The following is a 13,867-nucleotide window of genomic DNA, read 5'->3' as shown; positions in this document are numbered from 1 at the left end:
TGAGCGCTTTCGTTGTTACTCCGCAGGAGCCCACCATGGATTTTACCGCCGGACTGATGCCGCTTGAGACGGCACTCTCGCAGATGCTTGACCGCATTACTCCACTGCACGACGTTGAGACGCTGCCGCTTGTGCGCTGTTTTGGCCGTATTGCCGCGCGCGATATCGTCTCGCCGCTGAACGTGCCGGGGTTCGACAACGCGGCGATGGACGGCTATGCCGTACGTCTGGCGGATCTGCAAACGGGTCAGCCGCTGCCGGTGGCAGGTAAAGCGTTTGCCGGGCAGCCGTTCAACGGTGAGTGGCCAGCGGGCACCTGCGTGCGCATTATGACCGGCGCACCGGTGCCAAAGGGCTGTGAAGCCGTGGTGATGCAGGAAGAGACCGAACAAACTGACGAAGGCGTGCGTTTTACCGCCAGCGTCAAAGCGGGACAGAATATCCGCCATATCGGGGAAGACATTACCCTGGGCGCAACGGTCTTTGCCGCCGGGCAAAAACTGACGGTCGCCGAACTGCCGGTGCTGGCATCACTTGGCATCGCGGAGATTGACGTGGTCCGCAAAGTGCGCGTGGCGGTGTTCTCCACGGGAGACGAGCTACAGCTTCCGGGTCAGCCGCTGAACGAGGGGCAGATTTACGACACCAACCGTCTGGCGGTACACCTGATGCTTGAGCAGCTGGGCTGCGAGGTGATTAACCTCGGTATCATTCCTGACGATCCGCAAAAACTGCGCGCGGCGTTTATCGACGCTGACGCCTCTGCCGACGTGGTGATCAGTTCCGGCGGCGTTTCGGTTGGCGAAGCGGATTACACCAAAACCCTGCTTGAAGAGCTGGGTGAAATCGCCTTCTGGAAGCTGGCGATTAAACCGGGCAAACCGTTCGCGTTTGGCAAACTTCCGCACAGCTGGTTCTGTGGCCTGCCGGGTAACCCGGTCTCTGCCGCGCTGACCTTCTACCAGCTGGTGATCCCGCTGCTGGCGAAGCTTTCAGGCAACAATGCCAGCCCGCTGCCGGAGCGTGTGCGCGTGCGGGCGGCAACGCGCCTCAAAAAATCACCGGGCCGTCTCGATTTCCAGCGCGGCATTCTGGCGCGCAACGCCGACGGCGAGCTGGAGGTGAGCACCACCGGGCATCAGGGTTCACACATCTTTAGCTCCTTCAGTCAGGGGAACTGCTTTATCGTGCTGGAGCGCGATCGCGGCCACGTTGAGGCGGGTGAATGGGTTGAAGTGGAACGCTTTAACCACCTGTTCGGAGGCTGACATGACGGTGGAACTGAGCGACCCGGAGATGATGCGCTACAACCGCCAGATCGTGCTGCGCGGGTTTGATTTTGAGGGTCAGGAGGCGCTCAAGGCGGCCAGCGTGCTGGTTGTTGGCCTGGGCGGGCTGGGCTGCGCGGCGGCGCAATACCTGGCTGCGGCGGGCGTCGGCAGCATGACGCTGCTGGATTTCGACACCGTGTCGGTGTCCAACCTGCAACGCCAGACGCTGCACAGCGACGCGACGGTCGGTCAGCCTAAAGTGGAATCAGCACGCACGGCGCTGGCGCGCATTAACCCCAACGTTCAGTTCACCCTGATTGACGCAATGCTGGATGACGACGCGCTGTTTGCCCAGATTGCACGGCATGACCTGGTGCTGGACTGCACCGATAACGTCGCCATTCGCAACCAGCTCAATGCGGGCTGCTTTGCCCGTAAAACGCCGCTGATTTCCGGCGCGGCCATACGCATGGAGGGGCAAATCACCGTCTTCACCTACGCTGAAGGAGAGCCCTGCTACCGCTGCCTGAGCCGTCTGTTTGGCGAGAATGCGCTGACCTGCGTCGAGGCGGGCGTAATGGCGCCGCTGGTTGGCGTGATTGGTTCCTTGCAGGCGATGGAGGCGATCAAAGTGCTGGCGCACTACGGCACGCCCGCAGCGGGTAAAATCGTGATGTATGACGCGATGACCTGCCAGTTCCGCGAGATGAAGCTGATGCGTAATCCCGGGTGTGAGGTGTGTAGCCAGTAAAAAAGTCGGGTGGCGGCTTCGCCTTACCCGACCTACAACGGCTCGAACGGCGCCACCCGGCAACAGCAATGCGAATGTAGGCCGGGTAAGCGTCAGCGCCACCCGGCAACAGCGATGCAAACACAGGCCGGGTAAGCGTTAGCGCCACCCGGCAACCGCATCAGACAGACGTCCGCCCAAACGCCCCCTGCCAGTCCTGCTCAAACTTCACAATTGCCGCATCCACCGCCGGAGAGGTAATAAACTGCTGCGCCACGTCCAGCGGCAGCGTGATGGACTCGCACCCTGCCAGCAGGCAGTCCAGCGCCTGGCGCGGAGTTTTAAAGCTCGCCGCCAGCACTTTTGACTGCGGGGCATGCAGGGTCAGCAACTGTTGCAGTTCGACCACCGTCTGGATCCCATCCCCGCCCTGCGCGTCCACGCGGTTCACGTAAGGAGCCACATACTCAGCCCCCGCCAGTGCGGAGAGCATCCCCTGCGCTGCGCCATACACCGCCGTACCCAGCGTCGGGATCCCTTCTGCTTTCAGCATTTTGATCGCCGCCAGCCCTTCAGCGGTCACGGGCACTTTCACCACCAGGTCATTGATTATCGCGCGCAGCTTACGTGCGTCTTCCACCATCCCTTCGGCGGTCTTCGCCATCACCTGGGCGAACAGCTGGCCCTTGCCGCCCAGCGCGTCGTGCAGCGCGGGCAGCAGCTCGTCCAGAGGCGTTTTACCCGCCGCCACAATGCTTGGGTTAGTGGTCACGCCCGCCAGCGGGAAGATACGCGCCAGCCTTTTGACTGCCGCAACGTCAGATGTGTCGAGATAAAGTTCCATGATGTCACCCTCAAAATTAGCCTGCACTTACCCTATCACAGCAAAACCTGCTCAGGAATTGACCCATATCAAGATAACTTTCATTCGAAAGTAATTTAATCTTCATATGTAATTCGAGGGCAAGAAAATGATCTTCAATATACAGCGTTACTCCACCCACGACGGTCCCGGTATTCGAACCGTGGTATTCCTGAAAGGCTGCTCGCTGGGCTGTCGCTGGTGTCAGAACCCGGAAAGCCGCTCCCGCACGCGGGACGTCCTGTTTGATGCCCGCCTGTGCCTGGACGGCTGTGACCTGTGTCAGCAGGCCGCGCCGGGGTGTGTTGAACGCGCGCTGAACGGGCTGGTCATTCATCGTGAGACGCTTAACGACGGGACGCTCACTGCCCTTACCGACTGCTGCCCAACGCAGGCGCTTACCGTCTGCGGTGAAGAGAAGCAGGTGGAGGAGATTATGGCCACCGTGCTGCGCGACAAGCCCTTCTACGACCGCAGCGGCGGCGGGATCACCCTCTCCGGCGGCGAGCCGTTCATGAACCCGGCGCTGGCACATGCCCTGTTTAAAGCCAGCCATGAACAAGGCATTCATACCGCTGTTGAAACCTGCCTTCACGTACCCTGGCATTATATCGAGCCGTCACTGCCGTATGTCGATCTGTTCCTGGCGGACCTGAAGCATGTGGACAGTGACGTATTTAAACAGTGGACCGATGGCTCAGCCAGACGGATCCTGGACAACCTGAAGCGCCTGGCCGCCGCCGGGAAAAAAATCACCATTCGCGTGCCGCTGATCCAGGGCTTTAACGCCGATGAAGCATCGGTTACCGCCATTACCAATTTCGCCGCCGACGAACTCGGCGTTCACGATATTCATTTTCTGCCGTATCACACGCTGGGCATGAACAAATACACCCTGCTCGGCCAACCCTACTTTGCCCCTGACAAACCGCTGGATAACCCTGCCCTGCTGGACTTCGCGCAGCAGTATGCCTGCCAGAAAGGGTTAACCGCGACCTTACGAGGATAAACTTATGACCACCCTGAATCTCAACACCCTCAGCGAGCGCATCAAGGCGCACAAAACGGCGCTGGTGCATATCGTTAAGCCGCCGGTCTGTACCGAGCGCGCGCAGCACTATACCGAAATGTACCAGCAGCACATGGACAAGCCGATCCCGGTCCGTCGCGCGCTGGCGCTGGCGCATCACCTGGCCGAGCGTACCATCTGGATCAAGCATGACGAGCTGATTATCGGTAACCAGGCCAGCGAAGTGCGCGCCGCGCCGATCTTCCCGGAATATACCGTCTCGTGGATTGAGAAAGAGATTGACGATCTGGCGGACCGTCCGGGTGCGGGCTTCGCGGTCAGCGAAGAGAACAAGCGCGTCCTGCATGCGATCTGCCCGTGGTGGCGCGGCCAGACGGTGCAGGATCGCTGCTACGGTATGTTTACCGACGAGCAGAAAGGCCTGCTGGAAACCGGCATCATCAAAGCCGAAGGCAACATGACCTCCGGCGACGCGCACCTGGCGGTGAATTTCCCGCTGGTGCTGGAGAAAGGGCTCGACGGCCTGCGCGCGAAAGTGGCCGAGCGCCGCTCGCGCATCAACCTGACGGTGCTGGACGATCTGCACGGCGATCAGTTCCTGAAAGCCATTGATATCGTGCTGGAAGCCGTAAGCCTGCACATCAAACGCTTTGCCGACCTGGCGCGTGAAATGGCCGCGACAGAAACCCGCGACAGCCGCCGCGACGAGCTGCTGGCCATGGCGGAAAACTGCGACATCATCGCCCACCAACCGCCAAAAACCTTCTGGCAGGCGCTACAGCTGTGCTACTTCATTCAGCTGATCCTGCAAATTGAGTCCAACGGTCACTCCGTCTCCTTTGCCCGTATGGACCAGTACCTTTACCCGTACTACCGCCGCGACGTGGAGCTGGACCAGAGTCTGGATCGCGAGCACGCCATTGAGCTGCTGCACAGCTGCTGGCTGAAGCTGCTGGAGGTGAACAAAATCCGCTCCGGCTCGCACTCCAAAGCCTCTGCGGGCAGCCCGCTGTATCAGAACGTCACCATCGGCGGCCAGAAGCTGGTCAACGGTGAGCCGATGGACGCGGTCAACCCGCTCTCCTACGCGATTCTGGAGTCCTGCGGTCGCCTGCGCTCCACCCAGCCGAACCTGAGCGTGCGCTACCACGCGGGCATGAGCAACGACTTCCTCGACGCCTGCGTGCAGGTGATCCGCTGCGGCTTCGGGATGCCGGCGTTTAACAACGATGAAATCGTCATCCCGGAATTTATCAAGCTCGGCGTAGAACGCGACGATGCCTATGACTATGCGGCGATTGGCTGCATCGAAACCGCCGTCGGCGGCAAGTGGGGCTATCGCTGCACCGGCATGAGCTTTATCAACTTTGCCCGCGTGATGCTGGCGGCGCTGGAAGGCGGTCGCGACGCCACCAGCGGCCAGGTATTCCTGCCGCAGGAAAAAGCGCTTTCTGCCGGTAACTTCGGCAATTTCGACGAGGTCATGGCGGCGTGGGATAACCAGATCCGCTACTACACCCGCAAATCCATTGAGATCGAGTACGTGGTGGACACCATGCTGGAAGAGAACGTCCACGATATTCTCTGCTCGGCGTTGGTGGACGATTGCATTGAACGCGCGAAAAGCATTAAGCAGGGCGGCGCGAAGTATGACTGGGTTTCCGGCCTACAGGTGGGGATCGCCAACCTTGGCAACAGCCTGGCGGCGGTGAAGAAGCTGGTGTTTGACCAGGGCGTTATCGGTCAGCAACAGCTGGCGGCGGCGCTGGCGGATGACTTCGAGGGGCTGACCCACGAGCAGCTGCGCCAGCGCCTCATCAACGGCGCGCCGAAGTACGGTAACGACGACGACAGCGTGGACCTGCTGCTGACCCGTGCTTATCAGACCTACATTGAAGAGCTGAAGCAGTATCACAACCCACGCTACGGCCGCGGCCCGATTGGGGGTAACTACTATGCGGGCACGTCGTCTATCTCCGCAAACGTGCCGTTTGGCGCAGCAACCATGGCGACGCCGGACGGCCGTAAAGCCCACACCCCGCTGGCGGAAGGGGCAAGCCCGGCCTCCGGTACCGACCACCTCGGCCCGACGGCGGTGATTGGCTCCGTGGGCAAACTGCCAACGGAAGCGATCCTCGGCGGCGTGCTGCTGAACCAGAAGCTGAACCCGTCGACGCTGGAAAACGACAGCGATCGCCAGAAGCTGATGGTGCTGCTGCGCACCTTCTTCGAGGTGCATAAAGGCTGGCATATTCAGTACAACATCGTCTCCCGCGAAACGCTGCTGGAAGCGAAGAAACACCCGGATCAGTATCGTGACCTGGTGGTGCGCGTGGCGGGTTACTCGGCGTTCTTCACCGCCCTGTCGCCGGATGCGCAGGACGATATTATTGCCCGTACTGAGCATACGCTGTAACGGTTTATCCCCTCTCCCTTGAGGGAGAGGGTTAGGGTGAGGGGGAAATGCGCACGCTGATGCCCTCACCCCGGCCCTCTCCCACGGGGAGAGGGAGAAAACACTAAAAACGGCAACTTCGGTTGCCGTTTTGCTTTGACTTTCGAATGAAATTAAATTTGTGCTCCCCGTCACCTTGTTATTAGAATGTTTCAAACGCAGTGACCCAGGAGCACAGTATGACCGTAAAAGTTATCGTCACCGATATGGACGGAACTTTCCTTGATGATGCCAAGCAGTACGATCGTGACCGCTTCCAGGCACAGTTTGAGCAGCTTAAAGCCCGCAACATTGAATTTGTTGTCGCCAGCGGCAACCAGTATTACCAGCTCATCTCCTTCTTCCCGGAGCTGAAAGATCAGATCTCCTTCGTCGCGGAAAACGGCGCGCTGGTCTTCGATCACGGCGAACAGATTTTCCACGGCGAGCTGACGCGCCATGAGTCGCAGATCGTCATTGGCGAACTGCTGAAAGACAAAGGGCTGAACTTTGTGGCCTGCGGGCTGGAGAGCGCGTACGTCAGCGATAAGGCGCCAGAAGCGTTCGTGAAGCTGATGTCGAAACATTACCACCGCTTAAAACCCATCAGCGATTACCGCGACATTGACGACGTGCTGTTTAAATTCTCCCTGAACCTGCCGGACAGCGATATCCCGAATCTGGTTGATAAACTGCATGTCTCGCTGGACGGCATCATGAAGCCGGTCACCAGCGGCTTCGGTTTTGTCGATTTGATTATCCCCGGCCTGCACAAAGCCAACGGCATCAGCCGCCTGCTGAAACGCTGGAAAACCTCCCCGCAGGAGTGCGTCGGCATTGGCGACAGCGGCAACGATGCGGAAATGCTGAAACTGGTGAAATACTCCTTTGCCATGGGCAACGCGGCGGACAGCATTAAAGCGGTCAGCCGTTACGCTACCGACGATAACAACCATCAGGGCGCGCTGAACGTGATTCAGGCCGTGCTCGACGCGCACTCCCCGTTCGACGCCTGATCCCCCTACCTGCCGGAGCCTCGCTCCGGCCCCCTCACTCTTTTCCCATCCTGTGGCACCCGTCAAGGTTTTAAACTTGCATTAACTTTTTTTTAACTTAAAGTATCACTTGTAGACACTTTTACTTTCGAATGAAAGATGCGAGGCAGTTATGACCTTTACCAGCGAAACGTTGCCAGCGGACCATAAAGCGGCAATCCGTCAGATGAAACGTGAATTACGCGCGCAGATCGGCGATGTGCAGGCGGTGTTCGACCGGCTCAGCGATAAAATCGCCACCCGCGTGGCGGAAATCAACGCTCTCAAAAACAAAGGCGAAACCGTCTGGCCAGTGATCCCCTTTGCCGACGTGAAAAACGGCACGATCACCGCCGAACAGCGCGAAGCGGTTAAACGTCGCGGCTGCGCGGTGATCAAAGGCCATTTCCCGCGCGAGCAAGCGCTGGCGTGGGATCAGTCGATGCTCGACTACCTCGATCTGAATAAGTTTGACGAGGTGTACAAAGGACCCGGCGATAACTTCTTCGGCACCTTAACGGCCTCTCGTCCGGAGATTTACCCGATCTACTGGTCGCAGGCGCAAATGCAGGCGCGCCAGAGTGAAGAGATGGCGCAGGTACAGTCGTTCCTGAACCGTTTATGGACATTTGAGAGCAACGGCAAGCAGTGGTTCGACCCGGACGTGAGCGTGATTTACCCGGACCGCATCCGCCGTCGTCCACCGGGAACCACCTCGAAGGGACTTGGCGCACACACTGATTCTGGCGCGCTGGAGCGCTGGCTGCTGCCCGCTTATCAGCAGGTCTTTGCCCGCGTGTTTGACGGCAACGTTGAGAAATACGATCCGTGGAACGCTGCGCACCGTACCGAGGTGGAAGAGTACACCGTGGATAACACCACCAAATGCTCGGTGTTCCGCACCTTCCAGGGCTGGACGGCGCTGTCGGACATGATCCCCGGACAGGGCTTGCTGCACGTGGTGCCGATCCCGGAGGCAATGGCCTATATTCTGCTGCGTCCGCTGCTGGACGACGTGCCGGAAGACGAGCTGTGCGGCGTGGCGCCGGGGCGCGTGCTGCCGATTTCTGAGAAGTGGCACCCGCTGCTGATCGAAGCGTTAACCAGCATTCCGGCGCTGGAAGCCGGTGACTCCGTGTGGTGGCATTGCGATGTGATCCACTCCGTCGCGCCGGTAGAAAATCAGCAGGGCTGGGGCAACGTGATGTATATTCCTGCCGCGCCAATGTGCGAGAAGAATCTCGCCTATGCGAAAAAGGTCAAGGAAGCGCTGGAAACCGGCGCGTCACCGGGCGATTTCCCGCGCGAGGATTATGAGAAAAGCTGGCAGGGCCGCTTTACCGTGAACGATCTCAACATCCACGGCAGGCGCGCGCTGGGCATGGCTTAACCGTCATACAGCCCTTCCCGCTCCACGGCGGTGCGTCGTTTCCCCTGACGTATCCGCCGTACCGACTCCCGTACGGTCAGCGTGCCGTTTAGCAGCAACGTTCCCACCGGCGCATCCGGGCGCATCAGCCGCTGCTGGAGCATATGCACCGCTTCCGTTCCCAGCTCATCACGCGGAACATGTACCGCGGTTAAGGGCACATCCTGAATCGCCGCGAGATTAAAGCCGTCGATGCTCATCACCGAGACATCCTGCGGCACGCGCAGACCGTGTTTTTGCAGCGCGCTGATGGTCCCCGCCGCCATAAAATCGCCACCAACCAGGAACGCCGTTGGCAGGTCTTTCCCTTTCTGCTGGTAAAGCCACTCGCTTACCAGCTGCTCCGTCTCTCTGGCGCTGAAGCTGGACACCATAAGCAGGTCGCGCCTGTCGCTGAACCTGAGGTTATGGCCGTGCCACGCGTCGCGGATCCCGGACAGGCGCAGCTCCATGGTGTAGCGACGCAGGCACAGCACGTTCATCACCTCCCGGTGCCCCATCTCGAACAGGTACTCCGCCGCCCGCTCGCCAATCGCGCGATGATCCGGCGCGACGGCGGGCAGGCGCATGTGGCGGTCCCGGCAGTTAATCAGCATGCAGGGTTTGCCCACGTCTACCGCCAGATCGTGGATATGCGGATCGTCGATACCGAGGAGGATCGCCGCCTGGGTGTCCGCTTCGTTCATGCGGGCCAGAAACAGCTGGGCATCGCTATCGTTCTCCTCCAGCGCACAGTAGCGCAGACGCACCTCGTGCGAGGCCAGCCCTTTGCTCACGCTCTGGATGACGCGGTAGTAAAAGATGTCGGACCGCTCGTCAAACGCCCGCTGCGGGGCAAACACCACCAGGCTGTTAAGCAGCAGACGCCCCGCCGCCATGCCGTCCATTACCCCCAGCTCCCGCGCGCACGCCAGCACCTTTGACCGTGCTTTTTCGCTGGTGTTTGCCTTCCCCGCCAGCACGCGAGAAACGGTGCTGATAGAGAGCTGGGTCCGGGCGGCAATTTCGGTGATTTTAAGCCTTTTGTCCATTTTGTGATCTGGCTCCGGATGTGAAATGAAAAAATTTTCACAACATGTTTATCAGGTAATAACTTGCGAGAAGGCCATAATGCCGAAAATTAAACCTCGGTTATGAGAAAGTTTGCACAAAATCCACTATTCCCTGCTCAATTTCTCTCTTAAGGTGAACCTGTCACACAACTTCCATACTAGTTGTATAGCAGCTTAGCACTCTAAAACAGATAACTTTCAAACGCCTGACGCTGTGTGACACCTGAACCTTTGTCCCCTTACCGTCCGTCTTGTGGAGAAGAAAATGAGTCAGGACATCAATAACACCGTTGCGACAAGCAAAACACGTCGCGTCATCAGGAACCTGCGCTGGTACGTACTGGTGCTGTTTCTTCTCGGCGTGACCGTTAATTACATCACCCGTAACTCGTTAGGTATTCTCGCCCCTGAACTGAAAGAGAGCCTCGGGATCACCACCGAGCAGTACTCCTGGATCGTCGGCGCGTTCCAGATCGCCTACACCATTTTCCAGCCTCTGTGCGGCTGGCTGATTGACGTTATCGGCCTGAAGATTGGCTTTATGGTCTGCGCCGGGATCTGGGCGCTGATGTGTATCTTCCACGCGGGTGCCGGAAGCTGGCTGCACCTGGCGATTCTGCGCTTCTTTATGGGGGCGTCCGAAGCGGCCGCCACGCCAGCGAACGCCAAAACCATCGGTGAATGGTTCCCGAAATCAGAGCGCCCTGTTGCCGCAGGCTGGGCGGGGGTAGGCTTCTCCATTGGCGCGATGCTGGCCCCGCCTATCATCTACTTTGCCCACGCCTCGTTTGGCTGGCAGGGTGCGTTTATGTTTACCGGCGTGCTGGCGCTGCTGTGGGTGATCCTGTGGTGGGCGTTTTATCACAATCCGGAACAGCACCCGAACCTGAGCCGCGATGAGCTGGCGTTTATTAAGCAGGATAACGAACCCGCACCGGTCAAACTGCCCTTCCTGACCGCGCTGAAAACCGTCTCGAAGAACAAACGCTTCTACGGTATCGCCATCCCGGCCTTTATGGCGGAACCGGCCTGGGCCGTACTGAGCTTCTGGGTGCCGCTGTACCTCGCCAAAGAGCACGGCATGGACCTGAAGCAGATTGCGATGTTCGCCTGGCTGCCGTTCCTGGCCGCCGACCTCGGCAGCGTGGCGAGCGGCTACCTGACGCGTCTGTACACCCGTCTGTTCGGCTGCTCCCGCGTCAACTCGGTGGTAGCCAGCTCCGTCACCGGCGCGTTTCTGATGATTTCTCTGGCTGTCGTCGCCGTGAACCGCGACCCGTATATCACCATCGTGCTGATCTCCATCGGCGGCTTCGGGCACCAGATCATCTCCTGCATGCTGAGCGCCCTGGTCGTGGAGTCGTTCGACAAAGGCCAGATGGCGACGGTCAACGGCATGCGCGGCTCGGCGGCGTGGATCGCCAGCTTCCTGTTCTCCCTTTTGATTGGGGTGACCGCCGACAAAATCGGCTTCAACCCGCTCTTTATCGCCATGGGCTTCTTTGACCTGCTTGGCGCTGTTTTCCTGGTGGCATTTATTGCTGAACGTCGCGCCAAGCGCGCCTGATTGTGGATGTATTGCATATGAAAACCCTGAAAAACTGGACCGTCGATACGCAGTCGGCGAATCATCTGGAACTGCTGATCGATAACCAGCACCGCCTGTGTCTGTATGTGCTTGAAGAGAATCTGTTCCGCGTGCTGATCAAACGTAAAGGCGAGCTGGCGCTGAACCGCACCTGGAGCATCGCGCCGGAACAAGATGTGCCGTGGGAAGGCCGCCGTCGTGACGATGTCAGCGGCTTCACCTGCCCTGCCTGGACGCTGACGCAGCAGGACGACACGTTAACCGTAGCGACTGAACAGCTGCGCGTCACCGTCCACCAGCCGCTGTGGCTGGAGTGGCACTACCGCAATGAGGCGGGCGAGTGGCAGCCGCTGGTCAATGACCGCCCGACCAGCGCCTACCTGCTGAACGCCCACGGCGACGGCGTGGCGCACTATCTCAGCCGTCGTAAGGATGAACGTTTTTACGGTCTGGGTGAGAAAGCGGGTGATTTACAGCGCAACGGCAAACGCTATGAGATGCGTAACCTGGACGCAATGGGCTATAACGCGGCCAGCACCGATCCGCTTTACAAGCACATCCCGTTCACCCTCACCCGTCGCGATGACGTGAGCTACGGTCTGTTCTACGATAACCTGAGCAGTTGCTGGCTGGATCTGGGTAACGAGATCGACAACTATCACACCGCCTACCGCCGCTGGCAGGCGGAAGCGGGCGATATTGACTACTACCTCTTCACCGGCAAGCGCGTGCTGGACGTGACGAAAGCCTTCGTGCGCCTGACGGGGAAAACGCTGTTCGGACCGAAGTGGAGCCTGGGCTACAGCGGCTCGACCATGCACTACACCGACGCGCCGGACGCGCAAAACCAGCTGATGAACTTCATCCGCCTGTGCGATGAGCATGCCATTCCGTGCGACTCGTTCCAGCTCTCCTCCGGCTATACCTCGATTAACGGCAAGCGCTACGTCTTTAACTGGAACTACGACAAAGTGCCGCAGCCGAAGGTGATGAGCCAGGCGTTCCACGACGCGGGGCTGCGGCTTGCGGCCAACATCAAGCCGTGTCTGTTGCAGGATCATCCCCGCTACAGCGAAGTGGCGGAACGCGGCCTGTTCATTCGTGATTCAGAAACCGATGCGCCTGAACGTTCCAGCTTCTGGGATGACGAAGGATCGCATCTCGACTTCACTAACCCGCAGACGGTGCAGTGGTGGCAGAACGGCGTGACCACGCAGCTGCTGGAGATGGGCATCGACTCCACCTGGAACGACAACAACGAGTATGAAGTGTGGGACGGGGAAGCGCGCTGCTATGGCTTCGGTCAGGAGATCGCCATCAAGCACATTCGCCCGGTGATGCCGCTGCTGATGATGCGCGCCTCGCTGGAAGCGCAGCAGCGCTTTGCGCCGGAGAAACGTCCGTATCTGATCTCCCGCTCCGGCTGCGCCGGGATGCAGCGCTACGTTCAGACCTGGAGCGGCGACAACCGCACCAACTGGGACACCCTGCGCTACAACATCCGCATGGGGCTGGGCATGAGCCTGTCCGGACTGTTCAACGTCGGTCACGACGTCGGCGGTTTCTCCGGCGACAAGCCGGATGCCGAGCTGTTCGTGCGCTGGGTACAGAACGGCGTGATGCACCCGCGCTTTACCATCCACTCGTGGAACGATGACCACACCGTGAACGAGCCGTGGATGTACCCGGGCGTCACGCCTGCGATTCGCAGCGCCATTGAACTGCGCTACCGCCTGCTGCCGTACCTCTACACCCTGCTCTGGCAGGCGCACGCCGACGACGAGCCGATGCTGCGCCCGACCTTCCTCGATCATGAGCACGATGCGCAGACCTTTGAAGAGTGCGACGACTTCCTGCTGGGCCGTGACTTGCTGGTGGCCAGCGTCGTCGAAGCCGGGCAGCGCGAGCGCCGCGTCTGGCTGCCGGATAACGAAACCGGCTGGTACGATTTTTACACTCACGCGTGGTATGCGGGCGGGCAAGCGATCGTCCTTGATGCGCCACTGGAAAAGCTGCCGCTGCTGGTACGCGCCGGGGCCGGTTTGCCGCTCAGCGAACGCATCCGTCACGTGAGCGCCGATAAAGATGATACCCGTGAGCTGAAACTGTTCCCGGTGAAAGGCGTGGGCACTACCTCCGGGCTGCTGTTTGAGGATGACGGCGAAAGCTGGGGCTACCAGAACGGCAATGCGCTGTGGGTGGAATGGGAGATGGTGTGCGACGGCGCAAGTATCAACCTGAAGGTGAATGCGCGCGGCGACTATCGTCCGGCATGGAAGGCGCTGAAGGTGTCCTTACCGGCGGGGGAAAAACGTACGCTGCGGGTGAACGGGGCTGAAGGGGGCGAGTGGGTGGTGTAGTGCGGCCTGATGCCCTCACCCTAACCCTCTCCCACAGGGAGAGGGAATAGAACGTAGGCCGGGTAAGGCGAAGCCGC

10 protein-coding genes are annotated in these 13,867 nt (G+C 59.7%); 8 read left to right on the top strand and 2 right to left on the bottom strand.

Going from position 1 to position 13,867, the window contains the following annotated elements:
* Positions 1-35 precede the first annotated feature (35 nt).
* Positions 36-1,268, top strand: a complete 1,233-nt coding sequence (moeA, locus tag ACOTW6_RS15610) for a molybdopterin molybdotransferase MoeA (RefSeq protein ID WP_032653071.1) — start codon at positions 36-38, stop codon at positions 1,266-1,268.
* 1 nt (position 1,269) lies between these two features.
* The gene (gene moeB / locus ACOTW6_RS15605; RefSeq protein WP_017384895.1) at positions 1,270-2,022 is read left to right on the top strand and encodes a molybdopterin-synthase adenylyltransferase MoeB; all 753 of its coding nucleotides are present in this window, start codon (positions 1,270-1,272) and stop codon (positions 2,020-2,022) included.
* A 160-nt stretch (positions 2,023-2,182) separates the two neighbouring features.
* On the opposite strand, the gene fsa is transcribed toward moeB, so the two are convergent.
* Positions 2,183-2,845, bottom strand: a complete 663-nt coding sequence (gene fsa, locus ACOTW6_RS15600; RefSeq protein WP_213788855.1) for a fructose-6-phosphate aldolase — start codon at positions 2,843-2,845, stop codon at positions 2,183-2,185.
* A 127-nt stretch (positions 2,846-2,972) separates the two neighbouring features.
* Between fsa and ACOTW6_RS15595 the strand changes: the two genes are divergently transcribed.
* From ACOTW6_RS15595 to ACOTW6_RS15580, 4 genes are all read left to right on the top strand, one after another.
* Complete coding sequence (locus ACOTW6_RS15595; RefSeq protein ID WP_213788856.1) at positions 2,973-3,872, top strand: glycyl-radical enzyme activating protein; 900 nt, start codon at positions 2,973-2,975, stop codon at positions 3,870-3,872.
* Between the two features lie 4 nt (positions 3,873-3,876).
* Positions 3,877-6,309 carry a formate C-acetyltransferase/glycerol dehydratase family glycyl radical enzyme gene (locus ACOTW6_RS15590; RefSeq protein WP_213788857.1) on the top strand — a complete coding sequence of 811 codons (2,433 nt, stop codon included), beginning with the start codon at positions 3,877-3,879 and terminating at the stop codon, positions 6,307-6,309.
* A 218-nt stretch (positions 6,310-6,527) separates the two neighbouring features.
* Complete coding sequence (locus ACOTW6_RS15585; RefSeq protein ID WP_213788858.1) at positions 6,528-7,343, top strand: Cof-type HAD-IIB family hydrolase; 816 nt, start codon at positions 6,528-6,530, stop codon at positions 7,341-7,343.
* 151 nt (positions 7,344-7,494) lie between these two features.
* Positions 7,495-8,751, top strand: a complete 1,257-nt coding sequence (locus tag ACOTW6_RS15580; RefSeq protein WP_032102670.1) for a DUF1479 domain-containing protein — start codon at positions 7,495-7,497, stop codon at positions 8,749-8,751.
* Here ACOTW6_RS15580 and ACOTW6_RS15575 read toward each other — a convergent pair.
* Positions 8,748-9,821, bottom strand: a complete 1,074-nt coding sequence (locus ACOTW6_RS15575) for a LacI family DNA-binding transcriptional regulator (RefSeq protein ID WP_213788859.1) — start codon at positions 9,819-9,821, stop codon at positions 8,748-8,750. The two genes, ACOTW6_RS15580 and ACOTW6_RS15575, sit on opposite strands and share 4 nt — an antisense overlap.
* A 286-nt stretch (positions 9,822-10,107) precedes the next feature.
* Between ACOTW6_RS15575 and ACOTW6_RS15570 the strand changes: the two genes are divergently transcribed.
* Together ACOTW6_RS15570 and ACOTW6_RS15565 are read left to right on the top strand one after the other, a co-directional pair.
* Positions 10,108-11,409, top strand: coding sequence for an MFS transporter (locus tag ACOTW6_RS15570; RefSeq protein ID WP_213788860.1), 1,302 nt, complete (start codon positions 10,108-10,110; stop codon positions 11,407-11,409).
* A gap of 17 nt (positions 11,410-11,426) precedes the next feature.
* Entirely contained in the window at positions 11,427-13,790 is a 2,364-nt protein-coding gene (locus ACOTW6_RS15565) for a TIM-barrel domain-containing protein (protein WP_213788861.1), read from the top strand.
* The last annotated feature ends 77 nt before the right edge of the window (positions 13,791-13,867 follow it).

Source organism: Enterobacter cloacae complex sp. IR5403 (assembly GCF_049238705.1).
Lineage (GTDB): Bacteria > Pseudomonadota > Gammaproteobacteria > Enterobacterales > Enterobacteriaceae > Enterobacter > Enterobacter hormaechei_C.
Note: the sequence above shows the minus strand (reverse complement) of the source record. Positions and strands in the feature narration are given on the sequence as shown.

What these genes read in the sequence shown, in the direction of transcription:
- ACOTW6_RS15590 (WP_213788857.1), top strand. Translation starts at nt 3,877, where the DNA reads ATGACCACCCTGAATCTCAACACCCTCAGCGAGCGCATCAAGGCGCAC.
- ACOTW6_RS15580 (WP_032102670.1), top strand. Translation starts at nt 7,495, where the DNA reads ATGACCTTTACCAGCGAAACGTTGCCAGCGGACCATAAAGCGGCAATC.
- ACOTW6_RS15570 (WP_213788860.1), top strand. Translation starts at nt 10,108, where the DNA reads ATGAGTCAGGACATCAATAACACCGTTGCGACAAGCAAAACACGTCGC.
- fsa (WP_213788855.1), bottom strand. Translation starts at nt 2,845, where the DNA reads ATGGAACTTTATCTCGACACATCTGACGTTGCGGCAGTCAAAAGGCTG.
- ACOTW6_RS15565 (WP_213788861.1), top strand. Translation starts at nt 11,427, where the DNA reads ATGAAAACCCTGAAAAACTGGACCGTCGATACGCAGTCGGCGAATCAT.
- ACOTW6_RS15595 (WP_213788856.1), top strand. Translation starts at nt 2,973, where the DNA reads ATGATCTTCAATATACAGCGTTACTCCACCCACGACGGTCCCGGTATT.
- moeA (WP_032653071.1), top strand. Translation starts at nt 36, where the DNA reads ATGGATTTTACCGCCGGACTGATGCCGCTTGAGACGGCACTCTCGCAG.
- moeB (WP_017384895.1), top strand. Translation starts at nt 1,270, where the DNA reads ATGACGGTGGAACTGAGCGACCCGGAGATGATGCGCTACAACCGCCAG.
- ACOTW6_RS15585 (WP_213788858.1), top strand. Translation starts at nt 6,528, where the DNA reads ATGACCGTAAAAGTTATCGTCACCGATATGGACGGAACTTTCCTTGAT.
- ACOTW6_RS15575 (WP_213788859.1), bottom strand. Translation starts at nt 9,821, where the DNA reads ATGGACAAAAGGCTTAAAATCACCGAAATTGCCGCCCGGACCCAGCTC.